Source organism: Pantoea sp. WEP, from assembly GCF_041678305.1.
Taxonomy (GTDB): Bacteria; Pseudomonadota; Gammaproteobacteria; order Enterobacterales; family Enterobacteriaceae; genus Pantoea; species Pantoea dispersa.
On sequence record NZ_JBGNXB010000001.1, the window covers coordinates 2,486,141 to 2,506,477 of the forward strand.

The following is a 20,337-nucleotide window of genomic DNA, read 5'->3' on the forward strand; positions in this document are numbered from 1 at the left end:
TGAATAGCACTGTGGCGCGTAACATTCCACGCCACTGCGTGACAAAATATAAAAAAGGCCCGCATTGCGGGCCTCTGTTCGGCTGGATAGCGCTTATACCTTGCGGAAGATCAGCGAGCCGTTGGTGCCGCCGAATCCAAAGGAGTTACACAGCGTGTACTCCAGTCCGCTGACCTGGCGCGCCGTGTGCGGCACGAAGTCCAGATCGCAACCTTCGTCAGGATTGTCGAGGTTGATGGTGGGCGGAACCGCCTGGTCGCGCAGCGCCAGAATCGAATAAATCGCTTCTACCGCGCCCGCCGCACCCAGCAGGTGACCGGTCATCGACTTGGTCGAGCTGACCATCACGCTGTGCGCTGACGCACCAAACACCGACTTCACCGCCTGCGCTTCTGCTTTGTCACCGGCCGGCGTTGAGGTGCCGTGCGCGTTAACATAGCCAATCTGCGCCGGATCCAGCTGCGCGTCACGCAGCGCGTTGACCATCGCTGCGGCTGCACCTGAACCATCTTCCGGTGGTGATGTCATGTGGTAAGCGTCACTGCTCATGCCGAAACCAACGATTTCCGCATAAATCTTCGCACCGCGTTTTTTTGCGTGTTCGTACTCTTCCAGCACCACGATACCGGCACCGTCGCCCAGCACGAAACCGTCACGATCTTTATCCCACGGACGGCTCGCCGCCTGCGGATTATCGTTACGGGTAGAGAGCGCACGCGCCGCGCCGAAACCGCCTACGCCCAGTGGCGTACTGGCTTTCTCAGCACCGCCGGCCAGCATCACATCCGCGTCGTTATACGCGATGATGCGCGCCGCATGACCAATATTGTGCACGCCGGAAGTACAGGCGGTCGCAATCGAGATGCTCGGACCTTTCAGGCCGTACATGATGGTCAGGTGGCCAGCGACCATGTTAACGATGGTTGAAGGCACGAAGAATGGACTGATTTTGCGCGGACCGCCATTGACCAGCGAGGTATGGTTATCTTCGATCAAACCCAGACCGCCGATGCCGGAACCGATAGCCGCACCGATACGTCCGGCATTCTCATCAGTTACGACCAGACCGGAGTCCGCCATAGCCTGAATACCGGCCACAACGCCGTACTGGATGAAGTCATCCATCTTGCGTTGATCTTTGCGCGAGATGTATTCATCGCAATTAAAATCTTTGACCAGACCCGCAAAACGCGTTGCGTAGGCACTGGTATCAAAATGGTCGATCAGGTTAATGCCGCTCTGACCGGCAAGGAGAGCACGCCAGGTAGACTCTACGGTATTGCCGACAGGAGACAACATGCCAAGACCGGTCACAACTACACGACGCTTAGACACGTTCGTCCTCCAGGGAGGGAAATAATGACGCTATGTGGGGCAAACATAAAACTCAGGCGGTCGAATGACCGCCTGAAGATATTCATTAACCTTTATGGTTATTGATATAGTCGATCGCTGCCTGAACGGTAGTGATTTTCTCAGCTTCTTCGTCTGGAATTTCAGTATCAAACTCTTCTTCCAGAGCCATTACCAGCTCAACGGTGTCAAGAGAATCTGCACCCAGGTCTTCAACGAAAGAAGCGCCGTTAACCACTTCGTCTTCTTTAACGCCCAGCTGCTCAGCTACGATTTTCTTAACGCGTTGTTCGATATCGCTCATACTATTTAATTTCCTATCAAAACTCGCTTTCGCGATGGTTTTCGTAGTGTATAAAATGTTGAAAAAGATGCAACAAAATCCCGGCTGGTCGAACCACGATTTTGCGTTATTCTGCGGTGTTTACCGCAGATAATGCAAATGATTTCGTGATTATCAGACCATGTACATGCCGCCATTGACGTGCAGCGTCTCACCCGTGATGTAGGCGGCTTCGTCAGAGGCTAAGAATGCAACAGCATTGGCAATCTCCTGCGGGTCGCCTAAACGACCTGCCGGCACTTCTGCCAGAATGCCCGAGCGCTGATCTTCGTTCAGTGCACGCGTCATGTCCGTCTCAATAAAGCCCGGAGCCACGACGTTTACGGTAATGCCACGTGACGCAACTTCTCGCGCCAGTGATTTGCTAAAGCCAATCAAACCTGCTTTTGCTGCCGCATAGTTTGCCTGACCCGCGTTACCCATGGTTCCAACTACCGAACCGATGGTAATGATACGGCCCACGCGCTTTTTCATCATGGCACGCATGACCGCCTTCGACAGGCGGAACACCGATGTCAGGTTGGTATCGAGGATATCCGCCCACTCATCGTCTTTCATGCGCATCAGCAGATTGTCACGCGTAATGCCTGCATTATTGACCAAAATGTCAACTTCGCCAAATTCGGCGCGAACTTTCTCGAGCACGCTCTCAATAGAGGCCGCATCGGTCACGTTCAGCAGCAGACCTTTGCCCTTGTCGCCGAGGTAAGCACTGATGGCTTCCGCGCCGCTTTCGCTGGTGGCAGTACCCACCACTTTTGCACCGCGTGCCGCCAGCGTTTCCGCGATGGCACGTCCGATACCGCGGCTGGCGCCGGTCACCAGCGCTACTTTACCTTCAAAGCTCATGATTTTCCTCTTATTCCTGGCCAAGCGCCGCAGCCAGTGACGACGGATCGTTCACCGCTGCAGCCGTCAGGCTGTCCACAATTCGTTTGGTCAGGCCGGTCAGCACTTTACCCGGACCGATTTCCAGCAGTTCAGTCACGCCCTGTGCAGCAATAAACTCAACCGCCTCAGTCCAGCGCACCGGGCTGTACAGCTGACGCACCAGCGCGCTGCGAATCGCCGCGGCGTCGCTTTCGCACTTAACGTCAACGTTATTGACCACCGGTACCGACGGCGCATTGAAGGTCACGCTTTCCAGCGCCACCGCCAGCTTATCCGCCGCAGGTTTCATCAGCGCGCAGTGTGACGGCACGCTGACCGGCAGCGGCAGCGCGCGCTTGGCACCGGCCGCTTTACAGGCGGCACCGGCACGTTCAACCGCTTCTTTATTGCCGGCGATAACAACCTGTCCCGGCGAGTTGAAGTTGACCGGCGAAACCACCTGGCCCTGCGCGCTCTCTTCACAGGCTTTGCGAATTGCCGCGTCGTCGAGACCGATAATCGCCTGCATGGCGCCCGTACCTTCCGGCACCGCTTCCTGCATCAGTTTGCCGCGCAGTTCAACCAGCTTGATGGCGTCAGCAAAATTCAGCACGCCCGCACACACCAGCGCAGAGTATTCACCGAGGCTGTGTCCGGCCATCAGCGCGGGCTGTGCGCCATTTTTGCTCTGCCAGACGCGATAAATCGCGACCGAGGCTGCCAGCAGCGCCGGCTGGGTCTGCCAGGTTTTGTTCAGCTCTTCAGCCGGGCCCTGCTGGACCAGCTGCCATAAGTCGTAACCCAGCGCGTCAGAAGCTTCACGGAAAGCGGCTTCAACCTGTGGATTTTCCGCTGCCAGATCGGCCAGCATGCCGACGGTCTGCGATCCCTGTCCCGGGAAAACAAAAGCAATTTGCGTCATCTTGCGTTCCTGTCAATCAAAAGCGAACCAGCGCCGAGCCCCAGGTGAAACCGCCACCAAAGGCCTCGAGCAAAATCAGGTGTCCGGGCTTGATGCGGCCATCACGTACCGCTTCGTCCAGCGCGCTTGGCACCGACGCTGCCGAGGTGTTGCCGTGTCGATCCAGCGTCACCACCACTTTATCCATGCCCATGCCGAGCTTTTTGGCGGTGGCGCTGATGATGCGCAGGTTAGCCTGATGCGGCACCAGCCAGTCAAGCTGTTCACGATCGAGATTATTCGCCTGCAGCGTTTCATCGACGATATGCGCCAGCTCAGTGACCGCGACTTTAAATACTTCGTTGCCGGCCATGGTGAGGTAAGCCGGCTCATCCTGATGCGCGCGATCCTGGTACGGCAGCGTCAGCAGCTTACCGTAGCGGCCATCGGCATGCAGATGCGTGGAGAGAATGCCCGCTTCTTCGCTTGCGCCGAGCACCACGGCACCCGCGCCATCACCAAACAGGATGATGGTGCCGCGATCGTCAGGATCGAGGGTGCGAGCCAGCACATCCGCGCCGATCACCAGCGCGTGCTTCACCGCACCGTTTTTGATGTATTGATCGGCCACGCTCAGTGCATAGGTAAAACCGGCACAGGCGGCGGCGAGATCGAAGGCGGCGCAGTCGTTGATTTCCAGCATCTGCTGAATCATGCACGCTGAGCTCGGGAAGGCGTGGCTGGACGAGGTGGTTGCCACGATGATCAGGCCAACGTCGCTGGCTGCCACGCCCGCCATCTCCAGCGCACGCTGGGCAGCGGTGAAGCCCATGCTGGCTACCGTTTCATCCGGTGCCGCAATGCGACGTTCACGAATACCGGTCCGGGTGACAATCCACTCGTCCGAAGTCTCCACCATTTTTTCCAGGTCCGCGTTGCTGCGAACCTGCTCAGGCAAATAGCTGCCCGTACCGATAATTTTGGTAAACATCTACGCTTTGTCACTCCTGGCTAATACAGCGTCAAGGCGCGCGGCAATTCTCTCGGGAACTTGCTTGCGCACCGCCTGCTCTGCCTGTTCTATCGCCACGGCAAACGCGCGTTGATTCGCCGCGCCGTGGCTCTTGATCACTGTCCCGCGCAATCCTAACAGACAAGCGCCATTGTACTGGTCGGGGTTGAGATGACCGAAACGTTTAGCCAGACGCTTTTGGATCCAGCGTCCCAGCCATTTCAGCCACCAGGCCCGTTTTTTTCCTTCACCTGACGATTTGAGCAGAGAAAGAAACATTCTTACCACGCCTTCCATGGTCTTCAACGTGACATTACCCACGAAGCCATCACAGACCAGCACATCCGTCTTGCCGGTGAGGAGATCGTTCCCCTCAAGGTAACCAATATAGTTGATCTGCGGCGAGGCCCGCAGCACCGCCGATGCGGCGCGAATCGTCTCCAGCCCCTTCGTCTCTTCCTGACCAATGTTGAGCAGCGCGACGCGCGGCTGGCTGATTTCCAGCACTTCTTCCGCCATCACCGCACCCATCACGGCAAACTGCACCAGCATTTCACTGTCGGAATCAACGTTAGCGCCCAGATCCAGCACCACCGTCTTGCCGTGCTGCTGATGCGGCAGCACGGTCATCAACGCCGGACGCTCAATGCCATCCAGCGGCTTCAGTAATAATTTTGCCAGGCCCATCAGCGCACCGGTATTGCCGGCACTGACGCACGCCTGCGCTTTCCCCTCTTTCACCAGCTCTAACGCCACGCGCATGGAGCTGCCGCGGCTGTTACGAATCGCCTGCGAGGGTTTGGCATCACTTGCAATAACCGATTCGGCAGGGATTACCTGCACACGCCCCAGTAACGAGGAATCCGCTTTGGCAAGAAATGACGAGATGATGTCGGGATCGCCGACCAGAAGAAGAACCAGCTGCGAATGAGAGGCCAGTGCCTGCAAGGCTGCAGGCACTGTCACGCAGGGACCGAAGTCCCCGCCCATGGCATCAACTGCCAGGGTCAAACGTGTCAAGGTATCGCCTTGCGTAACCGCAAAGAATTACTTGGTGATAACCTTGCGACCGCGGTAGTAACCATCCGCAGTGATATGGTGACGCAGATGAGTTTCACCAGAAACTTTATCTACTGACAGAGTGGTAGTGGTCAGCGCATCGTGCGAACGACGCATACCACGCTTAGAACGGGTTGGTTTATTCTGTTGTACGGCCATGGACCTTACTCCTATTACTTACGCTTTAAACTGGCTAATACGGCAAATGGGTTTGGTTTTTCCGCCTCTTCAGGCAGCTGGCCAAAGACCATGTCCGCGTCGGACACTTCACAGTGTTCAGAATCATGCACCGGAACGACCGGCAGCGCGAGGATGAGTTCATCTTCGATCACCGCCAGCAGGTCGATTTCACCGAAATCGTTGACATCGACCGGCTCGTAGGCTTCCGGCAGTGCCTCGGCCTGCTCATCAGAAGAGACAGGACTGAAGCAATAGCTTACGTGCACAGCATGCGGGAACGGTTGGTTGCAGCGTTGACATAACAACGTTACCTGCACATCGGCTGTTCCTTGCAGAACCGCGAGGCGCTGGTTGTCAACCGCAAACGACATGGCACATTCCACATCACTGTCCACACTCACGACCGTTTCGGCCAGGCGCGCCACCAATTCAGGTGCGTAAACACCGTGATAATCCAGGCGTTTTTGCGCGGCGCGGACCGGATCGAGCGTCAGGGGTAATTTTACCTTTTGCATAGGGCGCGCATATTAACTTTGTAACGTCATAGAGTCAAAGAAAAAGGCCGGTTTACAGCATCTTTCACCCGTTAGTCGCATCCAGTGCGGCGCATAGTTTAAAATGCCTGTCATCTTTACGCTATCACTTCTGCAAAAAAATGATGACACCGCTGGTTTTAGCCTCAACCTCTCCGTTCCGTCAGGCGCTGCTGCGCAAGCTCGGCCTGCCGTTTATCACTGCCGCCCCTGAAAGCGATGAAACGCCGCTGCCGGGAGAAGCCGCGCCGCAGCTGGTGCAGCGGCTGGCCATTGCCAAAGCGCAGGCGCTGGCCGCGCGCTATCCTGCGCACTGGATCATTGGGTCCGATCAGGTCTGTGTACTGGACGGACAAATCGCCGGCAAGCCGCATACCGCAGAGAACGCCAGCCAGCAGTTGGCGCTGGCGAGCGGCAAAGCCATTACCTTTTATACCGGCCTGGCGCTGATTCACCCCGCCAGCGCGCAGCAGCATGTGCTATGTGAACCCTTTACCGTGCATTTTCGGCAACTGAGCGCGGCAGAGATCGCGCGCTACGTCGAGCTGGAGCAGCCGCTGCAGTGCGCCGGCAGTTTCAAAAGTGAGGGACTGGGGATTTGTCTGTTCGAACGGCTGGAGGGGCGCGATCCCAATAGCCTGATTGGCTTACCGCTGATCGCGCTGAATGGCCTGCTAAGGCAGGCGGGCATCAACCCGCTGGGCTGATGCCACGCTGTCAGGCTTTTTTCTGCTGGCGCAGCTGGGACAGGCAGTGCTTCAGTGCCTTATCCAGCGGCGCTTCCATACGCAGGCTTTCGCCGGTGTTGGGATGGGTAAACGTCAGTGCGGCAGCATGCAGGAACAGCCGCGCCAGACCGGTTGGTGCCAGCTGGCGATCGAATTCGCGATCGCCATAGCGATCGTCAAAGGCAATCGGGTGCCCGCCATGCAGGGTATGCACGCGAATCTGATGCGTACGTCCGGTCACCGGACTGGCTTTAACTAATGTCGCCAGGCCAAAACGTTCTTCAACTTTGAAGCGCGTTTCTGACGGCTTGCCCTCGGCGCTGACCCGCACCACGCGCTCGCCGCTTTGCAGAATGTTTTTCAGCAGCGGTGCCTGCACCACTTTCAGATGCGATGGCCAGTCGCCGCGCACCAGCGCCAGATAATCCTTCTGCATACCCTTCTCACGCAGCTGCTCGTGCAGTGAACGCAGCGCCGAGCGCTTCTTCGCCACCAGCAAAATGCCGGACGTGTCACGATCGAGACGGTGCACCAGTTCAAGGAAACGCGCCTCCGGGCGCAGCGCGCGCAGCCCTTCAATCACGCCGAAGCTCAGCCCGCTGCCGCCGTGCACCGCGGTGCCGGACGGTTTGTTCAGCACCAGCAGATAATCGTCTTCATACAGAATGCACGACTCCAGCGCCGCCACTTTATCCAGTTTGGGCGACACCGCCTGCTCTTCACGCTCGGCCACGCGCACCGGCGGCACACGCACTTCGTCGCCGTCTTCCAGCTTATATTCAGGTTTTACGCGCTTCTTATTCACCCGCACCTCGCCTTTACGCAGAATGCGGTAAATCATGCTTTTCGGCACCCCTTTCAGCTGGGTGCGCAAAAAGTTATCAATGCGTTGACCGGCATTTTCAGCCGTGATGGCGACAAACTGTACGCCGGGATTCTCTGTTTTCATGGCGGCGATTCTAAATAGTGTCCCCGGATAGCGCCACCCCTTTTTCTGTGCTTAACTCTGACTTTATCGCCGCGTTACGCGGCCAGAACGCTGGCTTTTTCAACGATGCGATGATTACCCCTGCAAATGAACAGGTTAAGGATGAACAAACTTCACAGCTCGGTAAAAGTCGCCTTGCTATAAGTTGCTAAGCAATGGAATAATGCAGAGGTTTCTGTCCTGGAAAGAGTCAGGCAGGAAAAAGAGCGAAATTAAGGTATTTTGCCGGATGAAACGGACACGCAGCAATGGCGTAAGACGTGATGTTTAATCAGGCACTTAGCGGGCTGCGGGTTGCGGCCTGGACGACAGACTGGGATGTGTGGATTTTTGAATACTCTGTAGCACTTCCACCTTCAGGCGCTGGTTTTCCTTATGAAAAACAGGCCACCGACAAGATTTGCGCCCCTTTAGCCGCCGACAACCGTGAGGTTGACGTCAGTGCATGCAGACACGGGGCCATCGGTTGATTCTCGTCCAGGGTAACGATGCCCGCAGCTTTATCACTCATGTGAGAATAACGAGTAAGTCACGATGAAAAGAATGTTAATCAACGCAACTCAGCAGGAGGAGTTGCGCGTTGCCCTTGTTGACGGACAACGTCTGTACGATCTGGATATCGAAAGCCCCGGACACGAGCAGAAAAAAGCCAACATCTACAAAGGTAAAATCACCCGTATTGAACCCAGCCTCGAAGCTGCGTTTGTTGATTACGGTGCCGAGCGTCACGGTTTCCTCCCTCTGAAAGAAATTTCCCGCGAATACTTCCCTGCTAATTACAACGCGCATGGCCGTCCGAACATCAAAGATGTGCTGCGTGAAGGCCAGGAAGTGATCGTACAAATCGATAAAGAGGAGCGCGGTAATAAAGGGGCAGCACTGACCACCTTTATTTCGCTGGCCGGTAGCTATCTGGTGCTGATGCCCAACAACCCGCGCGCTGGCGGCATTTCCCGCCGTATCGAAGGTGATGACCGTACCGAGCTGAAAGAGGCGCTCTCAGCGCTGGAGCTGCCGGACGGCATGGGCCTGATCGTGCGTACCGCTGGCGTCGGCAAATCTGCCGAATCGCTGCAGTGGGACCTCAGCTTCCGTCTGAAGCACTGGGAAGCCATCAAAAAAGCCGCAGACAGCCGCCCGGCACCGTTCCTGATTCATCAGGAAAGTAACGTGATTGTGCGCGCCTTCCGCGACTACCTGCGTCAGGATATCGGTGAAATCCTTATCGATAACCCGAAAGTGCTGGAGCTGGCGCGTCAGCACATCGCCGCGCTCGGTCGTCCGGACTTCAGCAGCAAAATCAAACTGTACACCGGTGAAATTCCGCTGTTCAGCCATTACCAGATCGAATCGCAGATTGAATCGGCGTTCCAGCGCGAAGTGCGTCTGCCGTCCGGCGGTTCTATCGTTATCGACAGCACCGAAGCGCTGACCGCCATCGATATCAACTCCGCCCGCGCGACACGCGGTGGCGATATCGAAGAGACCGCCTTCAACACCAACCTGGAAGCCGCCGACGAGATTGCCCGTCAGCTGCGTCTGCGCGACCTCGGTGGTCTGATTGTTATCGACTTCATCGATATGACGCCTGTGCGCCATCAGCGCGCCGTGGAAAACCGTCTGCGTGAAGCGGTACGTCAGGATCGGGCGCGTATCCAGATCAGCCACATTTCGCGCTTTGGTCTGCTGGAGATGTCGCGTCAGCGCCTCAGCCCGTCACTGGGTGAGTCCAGCCATCACGTCTGCCCGCGCTGTAGCGGTACCGGCACCATTCGTGATAACGAATCGCTGTCGCTGTCGATCCTGCGTCTGATTGAAGAAGAAGCGCTGAAAGACAACACCAAAGAAGTGCACGCCATTGTGCCGGTTCAGGTGGCCTCTTACCTGCTGAACGAAAAACGTGAAGCGGTCAGTGCGATTGAGAAACGTCAGGGCGGCGTGCGTGCCATCATCGTGCCAAACGATCAGATGGAAACGCCGCACTACTCGGTGCTGCGCGTGCGCAAAGGTGAAGAGACGCAGACCCTCTCCTATCACCTGCCGAAACTGCATGAAGCTGAGATGGCGCTGCCTTCGGAAGAAGAGCACGCTGAGCGTCGTCGTCCGGAGCAGCCAGCACTGGCCGCCTTCGTGATGCCGGATGCACCACCGGCTCCGGTTGAAGTGAGCGAAGAGAGCCAGCCGGCAGCGGTTGACGTCAAAACCAAACCGGCGGTCGCAGCACACGCGACGGTCAGCACCGGTTTTGTTGCGCGCCTGCTGGGTGGCCTGAAAAAACTGTTTGCCGGTGATGCGCCCGCCGCAGCCCCTGCTGAAGAGAAGACCGAAGCGAAAACGGCTGACGGTGAGAATACGCAGCAGCGTGGTGAGCGTCGTAACAATCGCCGCAACAACAACAATCGCCGCGAGCGCACGCCGCGTAACGGTGAGCATGCGCAGAGCCGTGAAGGCCGTGAGCCACGTGAAGCGCGCGAGCCGCGGGAACCCCGTGAGCCTCGTGAAGCCCGCGAGCCACGCGATCAGGATAACCGCCGTAACAAGCGTCAGAATGACGCGCGCGGCGAGCGTCCGGCGCTGACTGAAGAGCAACTGCAGCAGCGTGATGAGCAGCAGCAACAGCGTCGCGAACAGCGTGCTGAGCGCCAGCGTCGTCGTCAGGAAGAGAAACGTGCGCAGCAGGAACCGCAGGTTGCTGAGCAGGTGCCTGTTGTTGATAGCGTTGATGACAGCGTTGCGCAGGAAGACGAACGCGTTCAGGTTATGCCACGTCGCAAACAGCGCCAGCTCAGTCAGCGCGTGCGCGTAGGTGACAACGCTGACGCGATGCCTGCTGAGCTGCCTGCCGCTGCCGTTACTGAAGCGGTGCAGGAAAACAGCCAGCGCGCCCAGCTGAAAGAGCAAGCCGAAACCGCTCAGGATGAGCAGGATGACAGCGAGAACCGTGACGGGGCCAACATGCCGCGCCGTTCACGTCGCTCACCGCGTCATCTGCGCGTCAGCGGTCAGCGTCGTCGTCGCTATCGTGACGAGCGTTACCCTACGCAGTCTGCGATGCCGCTGGAAACAGCAGCTGCCTCACCAGAGATGGCGTCAGGCAAAGTGTGGATCACCTATCCGGTCACGCAGACTCACGAGCACTTCACTTCTAACCAGGCGCTGAACGAAATGCCAGACTATGGCTATCAGGATGCCGCGCCGGCGGAAGAACTGCCTGTGGCTGTCGAAGCCACAGCCGTGGCACAGCCCGAAACGCCAGCGCCAGAAGTGGTGCATCAGGCTGAACCACAGGCGCACACTGAGGTGCCGGTGGTGAATACTGATGACCTGACGCCAGTGGCGGCACCGGTTGATCACCAGCCAGCAGTGATTTCCGCAGCCGATGAAGCGGTTGCACAGGAAACCGCAGCAGAAGCGCAACCGGCTGTTACGCCTGCCGAAGAGACGCAGCAAGTGGTTACCGAAGCGGTTAGCGCAGCGGAACAGGCTCCGATCGAGGTGTCACCCGCAGTCGAAGCGCAGGTAGAAGAGGTGCTTTCCGCGCCGGTAGCGGCCGAAGTACCTGTCGCGCCGGTCACCGAACCGCACGCACCGGTTGCCGCCCGTGATACCGGGGTCAGCCATGCTGAGACCCGCTTCAAGCATCACGCTACGGCGCCGATGACCAAAGCACCGGCACCGGCATGGGAACCTGAGCCCGTGCGCCACAGTGACTGGGTCCGTCCGGCCTTCAACTTCGAAGGACGCGGTTCAGCCGGTGGTCACAGCGCCACGCATCAGGCTACCGCACCGGCTACCCGTCCGGAAAGCGCGTAAGTCTCTGCTGTAGAGCACTACCGTCTCCAAACCCCGGCTGGTCCGGGGTTTTTTATTGCCCGCATTCTCCCCTCCCACCTGATTGAACACTCTGAATAAAAGCCAAAAAAAATCCCACGGCCCTCGCAGGCAGTGGGAAAAACTAAGCGTACCCGGTTTAAGTACGCTCAAACAGTCAGGTTTATTTATTCATCTGGAACAGCGACATCTTCGACATATCGCTAAAGGTGGTGTACGACGCCTGCAGCAGCTGCTGCTGCATGGTGTAGGTAGAAATGGCTTCGGTGTAATCGACATTAACCAGCGTGCTCATCTGATCTTTCAGCGTCACCTTGCGGTCGTCACCTTTTGCATCCAGCGTATCCAGTTCGTCCAGCTGGGTACCAATCTCAGAACGCACCGCCAGCACGTTGTTCAGCGAGTTGCTGAAGCCACGGTTGGCCTTGTCCATCGCCGCGCTGAAGGTCTGTTTAGTGGCATCGTCAGCGTCATTCTGCGGCACTTTCAGCGCCGCAATGGCGTCATCCAGCATATCGAACAGGTTAGTCTGGCTGGCGCTGCCATCCGGCTCCGGCTTGGCGTTGCTGGTCAGCTGGTCAAAAATTGAATTACCAGTATGGCCCACCGTCATGGTGCGTTCGCTGTCGACTTTCTGGGTGATCGCGTCGCTGCCACCGCTATAGATGATTTTACCGCTGGCATCTTCGGTGAACGGGGGCTTGTCGGACGCATAGCCGGCAAACAGGTAGCGGCCGTTGCCGTCTTTGCTGTTGGCCAGGTTGAGCAACTGCGAGCGAATGCCCTCCAGTTGGGTAGCATAAGACGCGCGGTCATCGTCACTCAGCGAGCCGTTACCGGCGCTGATCAGCGTGGATTGCGCCGACTGAATCGCCGTCGTGACATCACTCAGCGTGCTCTCTTCCAGCGACAGTCCCTGATTCGCGAACGAACGCGCCAGCGCGAACTGGCTGTCGCGCGCCTGCGTCTGCGACAGCACCACGGCGCGCGAAGCGGCGATCGGATCGTCAGACGGATTGGTCACGCGGCGACCGGTTGACAGTTGTTCACCCGCTTTCAGCCAGGAGGATTGCGCGTCAGTGACGCCGCGCACCTGCTGGTCGAAAATCATATTGGTACTGAGTCTCATCGGTCAGGCCTCCCGTATTAACCGCGAATGCTCATCAGAGCATCGAAAATGGTATTGGCGGTTTGCAGTACCTGCGCGTTCGCCATGTAAAATTGCTGATATTTGCTCAGGTTGGCGTACTCTTCGTCGAGGTTTACGCCAGAAACCGACTGCTGACGTTCGGTCAGCTGCGTCACCACGCCCTTCTGGGTGGTCGCGGCGGTTTCGAGGTTTTTGGTTTTGTTGCCAACGGTGCTCACCAGGCTGGCATAACCCTGCGCCAGCGTGGCGTTACCGTTAATCAGTTTGGCATCCTGCAGGTCCAGCAGCTTTTGCGCATTACGGTTATCGCTGGCGCCACCCGCAGCCGAAGCTGCCGCGATCTGCGATTCACTGGTGATAGCCACTGACATGCCGCTAATCACATCCTGCACCGGTTTGACCAGGAAGCTGTCTTTGGCGTTAGCCGTTCCGTTCACCGTTAATGACAGTCCGTCAAAGCTCATGGTGGTATTGCCGGCACCGTCGCTGCCCATGGTCGGCGTCACTTTCACGTTGTCCGAAAGACGCGTCACCGACCAGTTGCTGCCGTCATAGCTCACGCTGTAGTTAGAGGCTTTCATCGCCCCGGTGTCGGTCCAGCTGGCACTAACGGTAGCGGCAGAGGTGTTTTTGCTGTTGGTCACCACTGTCGGGCTACCAATATTGAAGAAGTTGATGCCGGTGTTGCCTTTGCTGTCATAGCCCTGGCTGTGCACCTGGTTGAAGCTGGTGGTGAATGCCGCTGCCAGCTGCCCGAGCTGGTTCTGCGCGTTATCCAGATCCTGGGTACGGAATGCCAGCAGGCCCCCGAGCGAACCGGTGGTCAGCGTTTTTTCCGGGATCTCAACGTTACCGGCCTGCTTATCGACATAGCCCACGGTAATGCGCGACGCATCGCTGCTGGAAGGCATGGCGATCAGCGAGGTGGTTTTGCTGCCGTTGACCAGCGTGGTGTTACCCATCGAGACGATGTAGTTACCGTCCTGCTGCGAAACGTTCACGCCGACCAGGCCATTCAGGTTATTGACCAGCTGATCGCGCTGATCGAGCAGGTCGTTAGGCGCAGAGCCGCCGCCGGTGGTCAGCTTGGCGATCTGCGTGTTGAGATCGGCAATCTGGCTGGAGTAGGTGTTGATCTGCTCGACGCTGGCTTTGATGTCCGTATTGACGCTGTTTTGCATGCTGGTCAGATACTGTGCGGTGGTCTGGAACTGGTTTACCAGTCCCTGCGCATAGCTCAGCATAGACTGACGCGCAGAAGGATCGTCCGCGTTACTCACCACGTTCTGCACGTTAGTGAAAAAGCTCTGAATCGAATCAGACAGGCTGGTGGTCGACGTCGACAGCAGATCATCAATATTCGAAATCTGGTTGTACTGTGAATTGACCGCGCTGTAGTTGGCGCTGTTACCGCGCAGCTGGGCGGTAATAAACTCATCGTATTCACGCTGCACGCCGGTCACGTTGACACCGTTGCCATAATAGTTGCTGCCCTGCAGCGTGCTGTTGGCCTGCGACAGCAAAATCGTCTGGCGCGAATAACCGGCCACGGTGTAATTACTGATGTTGTTACTGGTGGTGCTTAATGCGGCCTGTGCGGCGCTCAGCCCGCTCATCGCGGAGTTAATTATGCTGGACATCTCGGTTCCTTTTTCCCGTTAACCGGGCTGGCAGTCATCAGTGCGATTGCGCGGGCCACAACGCCCGCGGCATGTGAAGGTTATCGGCGTGCTTAAGCGAAACTTGAGCGGAAAAATCAGAACAGGTCGGTGAAATCCTGGCTGTAAGCCTTAACCACTTTTTCGCCCATGTTTTTGAATTGCTGGATCATTCCTACCAGTTTCTGCGCATATTTCGGGTCAGTCGCGTAACCGGCCGCCTGCAGCGCGCGCGCGCCCTGCTCGGCGCTCGGTGCATTCGCCACCGCCGCATAACGCGGGTTGCTGGAAATCAATCGGACGTAGTCGCTGAGCGCTTCGAAATAGGAGCCATAAACGCGGAAGGTGGCGCGCACTTTCTTCGCTTCACCGCCCTCGTATTCCGTGGTCATGATGTCGGTGGTTTCGCCCTTCCAGTCGCCGCTGGCTTTGATCCCGAACACGTTGTAGCTCGGCTTGCCGTCGCGCGTCAGGATCTGCCGCTGGCCCCAGCCGGACTCCAGTGCCGCCTGCGCCAGAATCAGATGGTGAGGAATGCCGCTCTGCTGGCTGGCCACTTTCGCCGGCTGCGCCAGCTGGGCGATAAACTCATTGCTGTCACCCGGCAGGCTGGCCGGCGAGACCGGCAGACGCGGCACCGCTTTGCGCACCATCTGCTCCAGCTGCGTGGGCGCCATGCTGCTATAGATGAAGCTGTTATCCAGTTTCATCGGCACGGTACCGGCGCTTTCGTCCGGTGCCTGCGCCGGCTGCATCTGTTTGACAATGGTGTCGGCCAGACCCAGTCCGCGCTTGCCGATTTCCTGCGCAATCTGCTGATCGTAAAGCGAGGTGTAAAGCCGCGTCTGATCGTTGCTCAGCATGCCATCCTGCGGCAGCGCTTCACGCATGCTCTTCAGCATCATCTGCACGAACATCCCTTCGACCTGCTTCGCCACCTGCAGCGCTTTGCCTTTCGGGTCCACGGCAGCCTGGCGTTTCAGTTCGTTCAGCGAGCGGCTGTCATACGCCGCGTTCATCAGCGATTGCGTATCGGTCATCAGATAATTTCCAGCTTCGCGCGCAGGCAGCCCGCGCTCTCCATCGATTGCAGAATCGACATCAGCTCAATCGGTGTCGCACCCAGCGCATTCAGCGCCCGCACTACGTTGTTCAGGTTGGCACTGGCGTTAACCCGCTGCAGCGCGCCACCGCTCTGACGCAGATCGATCTGCGTTTGCGTGGTGGCAACCGTCTGACCACCGGCAAACGGCGTATCCGGCTGGCTGACGTTCTGCTGCTGGTTAACCGTGACCGACAGGTTGCCCTGCGCCACCGCACAGGTGTTGAGCGTCACTTCGCGATTCATCACCACCGAACCGGTGCGCGAGTTAATGATCACTTTGGCGTCTTCCAGCGGCACCGACACGTCGATGTTCTGGATCTCCGCCAGCAGACGTACCTGCGAGCTGTTATTCGGCGACACGCGGATTTGCACGGTACGGGCGTCCAGCGGCAGCGCTGACCCCACGCCACGGCTGTTGATGGCATCAGCAATGCGCTGCGCCATGGTGAAATCTTCGTTGTTAAGCTGCAGGTTGATGGTGTTCTGGCTGCCGAAGTTGCTCTGCAGCTCACGTTCCACGGTGGCGCCACCGGTAATGCGGCCGCCGTTGAGCTGGTTAACCTGCACGCTGCTGCCGCCGGCCGAGGCTCCCGCCCCGCCGACCAGAATGTTACCCTGCGCCAGCGCGTAAACCTGGTTATCGACGCCCTTCAGCGGCGTCATCAGCAGCGTACCGCCGCGCAAGCTTTTGGCGTTACCCAGAGAGGACACCACCACGTCAACCGTCTGTCCCTGACGGGCAAACGACGGCAGTTTGGCGGTGACCATCACCGCCGCCACGTTTTTCAGCTGCATGTTGGTGCCAGCAGGCACGGTGATGCCCAGCTGCGACAGCATGTTACTCACCGTTTGCGTGGTGAACGGCGTCTGGGTGGTCTGGTCACCGGTGCCATCAAGGCCAACCACCAGACCGTAACCAATCAGCTGGTTATCGCGTACGCCCTGCACGCTGGTGAGATCGCGGATGCGATCGGCCTGCGCCATCAGGCTGCTGATGCCGAGCAACAGGCCCAGGCCCAAACGCAGCAGTGTAGTGTTTTTCATCATGACCTCTTACATCGGCGAGACGTTCAGGAAGAAGCGCTGGAACCAGCCCATGGTCTGCGCCTCATTGATATAACCGTTACCGACGTACTCAATACGTGCATCGGCGACCTGCGTTGACAGCACCGCGTTGCTGGCGCTGATGGTGCGCGGGTTCACTACGCCAGAGAAGCGAATAAATTCGGTGCCCTGGTTGATTTCAATCTGTTTCTCGCCGACCACGCGCAGGTTGCCGTTCGACAGCACCTGGTTAACGGTGACGGTGATGGTGCCGGTAAAGGTGTTGTTGGCGGTTGCGCCACCTTTGCCAGCGAAATCGTTTTTGCCGTTGGCGTCGAGCGCGGCTTTTTCGCCGCCGGCGCCCACCAGTCCGGCCAGGCCGGTTGGGATGGCGCTCAGGCCAAAGCTGTTGCTGCCGTCGCGGCTGGCGTTCGCTGAAGAGCTTTTGCTGGCGCTGACGTTTTCCTGCAGCGTAATGGTCAGGGTGTCACCAATGTTACGTGGACGACGATCCTCAAACAGCGGCTGATAGCCGTAGTTGAGCGGCGCCACGCCCTGAAAAATGGAACCGTTCACCACCGGCGGTGCGGATGGCGTCGGCTCAGCCGTCGTCGCACCCTGTACCAGTGGCGTGCGCGGCACCAGCGCACAACCGTTAAGGGTCAGTAGCAGCGTGGCTACTAACCAATGCCCAGGCTTGAGAATCACTTGCTTCGCCACGGAGTTCTGACCTTTTTCATGTTCTTAATCGGGCCAGACGCGCTGGCCCAACGATCCCGGCATTAGAGCTGGGTTAACTTCTGCAGCATCTGATCGGAGGTGCTGATCGCTTTGCTGTTGATCTCATAAGCGCGCTGCGTCTGGATCATGGTCACCAGCTCTTCCGCCACGTTGACGTTGGAGGTTTCCACGTAACCCTGATACAGCAGACCGGCCCCGTTCTGGCCCGGCGTGCTTTCGGTCGGCGCGCCGGAGGCCTGGGTTTCCTGATAGAGGTTTTCCCCGACGCTATCCAGTCCGGCATCATTCATGAAGGTGCTGAGCGTCAGCTGGCCAACCTGCGCCGGCTGCGTCTGCCCCTGCTGTGTCACCGTCACCACGCCGTCACGCGCAATGGTGATGCTGGTGGCGTTCGCCGGAATAGTGATGCCTGGTTGCACCGGGAAACCGGCGTTGGTCACCAGCTGGCCGTTCTGATCCACCTGGAACGAGCCGTCGCGGGTATACGCCGACGTACCGTCCGGCATCTGCACCTGGAAATAGCCCTGACCATTAATCGCCACATCTTTTGAGTTGCTGGTCTGCGACAGGTTGCCCTGGTTGTGCAGACGTTCGGTGGTCACCGGACGCACACCGGTACCGATCTGCAGGCCCGACGGCAGCGTGGTCTGTTCTGACGACTGCGCACCCGGCTGACGCAGGGTCTGGTACATCAGGTCTTCGAACACCGCGCGTGAACGCTTAAAGCCGTTGGTGCTGACGTTCGCCAGGTTGTTGGCGATGACGTCCATGTTGGTCTGCTGTGCGTCAAGACCGGTTTTCGCGATCCATAAAGAACGAATCATTGTTTTTTCCTTAAGCCTTAGCTGCTCATATTGAGCAGCTGATTAGCCCGCTGTTCGTTTTCATCGACGTTGGAGATCACTTTCATCTGCATCTCAAAACGTCGGGCGTTGGCGATCATGTCGACCATGGTTTCCACGGGCTTCACGTTGCTGCCCTCCAGCACGCCCGGCATCACCTGCACGGTCGCGTCATTCGGCAGCGCCGCGCCGCGCTGTGCCTGAGTGGCGGCGCTGGGACGGAACATGCCGTCATCACCGCGCGTCAGTTCCTGGCCTGTGGCACGTACCAGCTTCAGCCGTCCGAGCTGCACCGTGGCGTTCGGCGCGTCACCGGCGTTCAGCGCGGTGATGGAGCCGTCGGCGGCAATGGTCAGTTGCGCGCCCTGCGGCACGGCAATCGGACCGCCATCACCCATCACGGGATTGCCCTGAATGGTCAGCTGGCCGGTCGGGCTGATCTGCATGTTACCGTTGCGGGTATAAGCTTCACTGCCGTCAGCGGTACGCACCGCCAGCCAGCCATCCTGCTGCACCGCCACATCGAGCGGACGCTCGGTGTAATCGAGCGAGCCCTGCGACATATCGGCCCCCGGTGTGGAAGCGGCCACCAGCGTACGCGTTGGCAGCGACCAGCCGTTGACCGGCACCGCGCGCAGCGCATTGAGCTGAGCGCGAAAGCCCGGCGTCGAGGCGTTGGCGAGGTTGCTGGCGGTGACAGACTGTTGCTCCATCGTCTGACTGGCCGCGCCCATCGCGGTATATATTGCGTGATCCATAAAGCAATCCCGTTAGCGTATTAACGAAGGTTGACCAGGGTGTTAAGAATCTGGTCCTGCGTTTTGATGGTCTGGCTGTTGGCCTGATAGTTACGCTGGGCAACGATCATATTCACCAGCTCTTTACTCAGGTCGACGTTGGACGCTTCCAGCGCGCCGGAGGTCAGGTTGCCGTAGGTACCGGTGCCTGCCAGACCGACTGCCGCCTGGCCCGAGGAGTTGGTTGCCGACCAGACGTTATCGCCCTCGGACTTCAGCCCTTCCGGGTTAGAGAAACTCGCCAGCACAATCTGACCCAGCAGCTGGGTTTTCTGGTTGGAGTAAGTCCCGGTGATGGTGCCGTCGTCGTTGATGGTGTAGCTGGTCAGATCGCCCGGTGCATAGCCATCCTGGGTTGGGTTACCGAAGTTGGTTTTGCCGGTGTTCTGCTGCAGGCTGCCGAGCACGCTGAGGCTGACCGCCTGGTTGGCCGCAGCACCGTTGGCACCCTGAATGGTCAGCGCCACGGTGCTGGCCGAGGTCAGGTTACCGCTGGTATCGAATACCATGTTGAAGTTACCGGCAGCCTGACCGGTGGTGGAATCAATCGCGTGCACCGTCCAGTTGTTGTCGGCCGTTTTGACGTAGTACAGATCCAGCGCGTGGTCGTTACCCTGCGAGTCGTACACGGTCACGGTGCTTTTGGCGTTGTAAGTATCCACGTTGGTTGCCGTGAACGCACCGCCGGTTGGCACCGCATCGGTTGAGTTCAGGTTGGATACCATGGTGGCGGTAGTGGTGGCGCGCGCCGACATCTGGGTGGTCGGAATGCTCAGCGCGACCGGGTTGGCACCGGCCTGAATGGTTGGCGGGGTGCCGTTAGCCGGATAGCCGGTTACGGTCAGGCCCTGGGTGTTCACCAGGTTACGGTTTTCGTCCAGCGTGAACTGGCCGTTGCGCGAATAGAACACGCCGCCGCTGGCGTCGGTCAGACGGAAGAAACCGTTGCCGCTCAGCGCCACGTCCAGCCCACGGCTGGTAGAGGTGGTGGTGCCGTCGTTAAAGTTCTGAATCACCGCTGCGACTTTGGTACCCATACCCACGTTCGAACCGGCGAACATATCGGCAAACGCGATGGTGCTGGATTTAAAGCCGGCCGTCGCCGAGTTGGCGATGTTGTTACCAATAACGTCGAGGTTGCTGGAGGCAGCGCCCAGGCCGCTCACCGCTTGTGAAAATGACATGCTATTTCTCCTGCTAAG

Annotated in this window: 19 protein-coding genes; 2 read left to right on the forward strand and 17 right to left on the reverse strand. The window is 58.4% G+C overall.

Annotated features, from left to right (window positions below; translation table 11 throughout):
- Positions 1-93: 93 nt before the first annotated feature.
- The 8 genes from fabF to yceD form a co-directional block, all read right to left on the reverse strand.
- Positions 94-1,335 (reverse strand): beta-ketoacyl-ACP synthase II, encoded by a 1,242-nt coding sequence (gene fabF, locus ABVR31_RS11520; protein WP_058759473.1) that lies wholly within the window; start codon positions 1,333-1,335, stop codon positions 94-96.
- Between the two features lie 85 nt (positions 1,336-1,420).
- Complete coding sequence (gene acpP / locus ABVR31_RS11525; RefSeq protein ID WP_010617251.1) at positions 1,421-1,657, reverse strand: acyl carrier protein; 237 nt, start codon at positions 1,655-1,657, stop codon at positions 1,421-1,423.
- A gap of 153 nt (positions 1,658-1,810) precedes the next feature.
- Positions 1,811-2,545 (reverse strand): 3-oxoacyl-ACP reductase FabG, encoded by a 735-nt coding sequence (gene fabG, locus ABVR31_RS11530; protein ID WP_021506405.1) that lies wholly within the window; start codon positions 2,543-2,545, stop codon positions 1,811-1,813.
- A 10-nt stretch (positions 2,546-2,555) separates the two neighbouring features.
- Positions 2,556-3,488 (reverse strand): ACP S-malonyltransferase, encoded by a 933-nt coding sequence (gene fabD, locus ABVR31_RS11535; RefSeq protein WP_372772812.1) that lies wholly within the window; start codon positions 3,486-3,488, stop codon positions 2,556-2,558.
- A 16-nt stretch (positions 3,489-3,504) separates the two neighbouring features.
- Complete coding sequence (locus tag ABVR31_RS11540; protein ID WP_021506407.1) at positions 3,505-4,458, reverse strand: beta-ketoacyl-ACP synthase III; 954 nt, start codon at positions 4,456-4,458, stop codon at positions 3,505-3,507.
- Positions 4,459-5,499: a phosphate acyltransferase PlsX gene (gene plsX / locus ABVR31_RS11545; protein ID WP_058759470.1), complete on the reverse strand. Its 1,041-nt coding sequence runs from the start codon at positions 5,497-5,499 to the stop codon at positions 4,459-4,461.
- A 27-nt stretch (positions 5,500-5,526) separates the two neighbouring features.
- A complete protein-coding gene (gene rpmF, locus ABVR31_RS11550; RefSeq protein ID WP_016192161.1) occupies positions 5,527-5,697 on the reverse strand; it encodes a 50S ribosomal protein L32 in 171 nt (56 codons plus the stop codon).
- Between the two features lie 14 nt (positions 5,698-5,711).
- Positions 5,712-6,233: a 23S rRNA accumulation protein YceD gene (gene yceD / locus ABVR31_RS11555; RefSeq protein ID WP_058759469.1), complete on the reverse strand. Its 522-nt coding sequence runs from the start codon at positions 6,231-6,233 to the stop codon at positions 5,712-5,714.
- Between the two features lie 143 nt (positions 6,234-6,376).
- Here yceD and ABVR31_RS11560 point away from each other — a divergent pair, with 143 nt between their 5' ends.
- On the forward strand, positions 6,377-6,958 hold the full coding sequence (locus tag ABVR31_RS11560; protein ID WP_372774031.1) for a nucleoside triphosphate pyrophosphatase: 582 nt from the start codon (positions 6,377-6,379) through the stop codon (positions 6,956-6,958).
- 10 nt (positions 6,959-6,968) lie between these two features.
- On the opposite strand, the gene rluC is transcribed toward ABVR31_RS11560, so the two are convergent.
- Positions 6,969-7,928 carry a 23S rRNA pseudouridine(955/2504/2580) synthase RluC gene (gene rluC / locus ABVR31_RS11565; RefSeq protein ID WP_021506411.1) on the reverse strand — a complete coding sequence of 320 codons (960 nt, stop codon included), beginning with the start codon at positions 7,926-7,928 and terminating at the stop codon, positions 6,969-6,971.
- Positions 7,929-8,501: 573 nt separating this feature from the next.
- Here rluC and rne point away from each other — a divergent pair.
- Positions 8,502-11,780 carry a ribonuclease E gene (gene rne, locus ABVR31_RS11570; protein ID WP_372772815.1) on the forward strand — a complete coding sequence of 1,093 codons (3,279 nt, stop codon included), beginning with the start codon at positions 8,502-8,504 and terminating at the stop codon, positions 11,778-11,780.
- Between the two features lie 181 nt (positions 11,781-11,961).
- On the opposite strand, the gene flgL is transcribed toward rne, so the two are convergent.
- The 8 genes from flgL to flgE all read right to left on the reverse strand — a co-directional run bounded on the left by flgL (position 11,962) and on the right by flgE (position 20,319).
- Positions 11,962-12,927, reverse strand: coding sequence for a flagellar hook-associated protein FlgL (gene flgL / locus ABVR31_RS11575; RefSeq protein ID WP_059010446.1), 966 nt, complete (start codon positions 12,925-12,927; stop codon positions 11,962-11,964).
- Positions 12,928-12,944: 17 nt separating this feature from the next.
- Positions 12,945-14,588 (reverse strand): flagellar hook-associated protein FlgK, encoded by a 1,644-nt coding sequence (flgK, locus tag ABVR31_RS11580; RefSeq protein WP_021506414.1) that lies wholly within the window; start codon positions 14,586-14,588, stop codon positions 12,945-12,947.
- A gap of 116 nt (positions 14,589-14,704) precedes the next feature.
- Positions 14,705-15,646, reverse strand: coding sequence for a flagellar assembly peptidoglycan hydrolase FlgJ (gene flgJ, locus ABVR31_RS11585; protein WP_021506415.1), 942 nt, complete (start codon positions 15,644-15,646; stop codon positions 14,705-14,707).
- Entirely contained in the window at positions 15,646-16,695 is a 1,050-nt protein-coding gene (locus ABVR31_RS11590; RefSeq protein ID WP_230201060.1) for a flagellar basal body P-ring protein FlgI, read from the reverse strand. Before ABVR31_RS11590 ends, flgJ begins: the two co-directional genes overlap by 1 nt.
- A gap of 69 nt (positions 16,696-16,764) precedes the next feature.
- Positions 16,765-17,475, reverse strand: coding sequence for a flagellar basal body L-ring protein FlgH (locus ABVR31_RS11595; protein WP_021506417.1), 711 nt, complete (start codon positions 17,473-17,475; stop codon positions 16,765-16,767).
- A 62-nt stretch (positions 17,476-17,537) separates the two neighbouring features.
- On the reverse strand, positions 17,538-18,320 hold the full coding sequence (gene flgG, locus ABVR31_RS11600; RefSeq protein WP_021506418.1) for a flagellar basal-body rod protein FlgG: 783 nt from the start codon (positions 18,318-18,320) through the stop codon (positions 17,538-17,540).
- A gap of 17 nt (positions 18,321-18,337) precedes the next feature.
- The gene (locus tag ABVR31_RS11605) at positions 18,338-19,096 is read right to left on the reverse strand and encodes a flagellar basal body rod protein FlgF (protein ID WP_058759464.1); all 759 of its coding nucleotides are present in this window, start codon (positions 19,094-19,096) and stop codon (positions 18,338-18,340) included.
- Positions 19,097-19,116: 20 nt separating this feature from the next.
- A complete protein-coding gene (gene flgE, locus ABVR31_RS11610; protein ID WP_021506420.1) occupies positions 19,117-20,319 on the reverse strand; it encodes a flagellar hook protein FlgE in 1,203 nt (400 codons plus the stop codon).
- Between the last annotated feature and the right edge of the window lie 18 nt (positions 20,320-20,337).

Excerpts from the sequence above, each read along its gene's own strand:
- acpP (WP_010617251.1), bottom strand. The coding sequence starts at position 1,657 with ATGAGCGATATCGAACAACGCGTTAAGAAAATCGTAGCTGAGCAGCTG.
- fabG (WP_021506405.1), bottom strand. The coding sequence starts at position 2,545 with ATGAGCTTTGAAGGTAAAGTAGCGCTGGTGACCGGCGCCAGCCGCGGT.
- fabD (WP_372772812.1), bottom strand. The coding sequence starts at position 3,488 with ATGACGCAAATTGCTTTTGTTTTCCCGGGACAGGGATCGCAGACCGTC.
- ABVR31_RS11540 (WP_021506407.1), bottom strand. The coding sequence starts at position 4,458 with ATGTTTACCAAAATTATCGGTACGGGCAGCTATTTGCCTGAGCAGGTT.
- rpmF (WP_016192161.1), bottom strand. The coding sequence starts at position 5,697 with ATGGCCGTACAACAGAATAAACCAACCCGTTCTAAGCGTGGTATGCGT.
- yceD (WP_058759469.1), bottom strand. The coding sequence starts at position 6,233 with ATGCAAAAGGTAAAATTACCCCTGACGCTCGATCCGGTCCGCGCCGCG.
- ABVR31_RS11560 (WP_372774031.1), top strand. The coding sequence starts at position 6,377 with ATGACACCGCTGGTTTTAGCCTCAACCTCTCCGTTCCGTCAGGCGCTG.
- rluC (WP_021506411.1), bottom strand. The coding sequence starts at position 7,928 with ATGAAAACAGAGAATCCCGGCGTACAGTTTGTCGCCATCACGGCTGAA.
- rne (WP_372772815.1), top strand. The coding sequence starts at position 8,502 with ATGAAAAGAATGTTAATCAACGCAACTCAGCAGGAGGAGTTGCGCGTT.
- flgL (WP_059010446.1), bottom strand. The coding sequence starts at position 12,927 with ATGAGACTCAGTACCAATATGATTTTCGACCAGCAGGTGCGCGGCGTC.
- flgK (WP_021506414.1), bottom strand. The coding sequence starts at position 14,588 with ATGTCCAGCATAATTAACTCCGCGATGAGCGGGCTGAGCGCCGCACAG.
- flgJ (WP_021506415.1), bottom strand. The coding sequence starts at position 15,646 with ATGACCGATACGCAATCGCTGATGAACGCGGCGTATGACAGCCGCTCG.
- ABVR31_RS11590 (WP_230201060.1), bottom strand. The coding sequence starts at position 16,695 with ATGGCGCAGGCCGATCGCATCCGCGATCTCACCAGCGTGCAGGGCGTA.
- flgG (WP_021506418.1), bottom strand. The coding sequence starts at position 18,320 with ATGATTCGTTCTTTATGGATCGCGAAAACCGGTCTTGACGCACAGCAG.
- ABVR31_RS11605 (WP_058759464.1), bottom strand. The coding sequence starts at position 19,096 with ATGGATCACGCAATATATACCGCGATGGGCGCGGCCAGTCAGACGATG.
- flgE (WP_021506420.1), bottom strand. The coding sequence starts at position 20,319 with ATGTCATTTTCACAAGCGGTGAGCGGCCTGGGCGCTGCCTCCAGCAAC.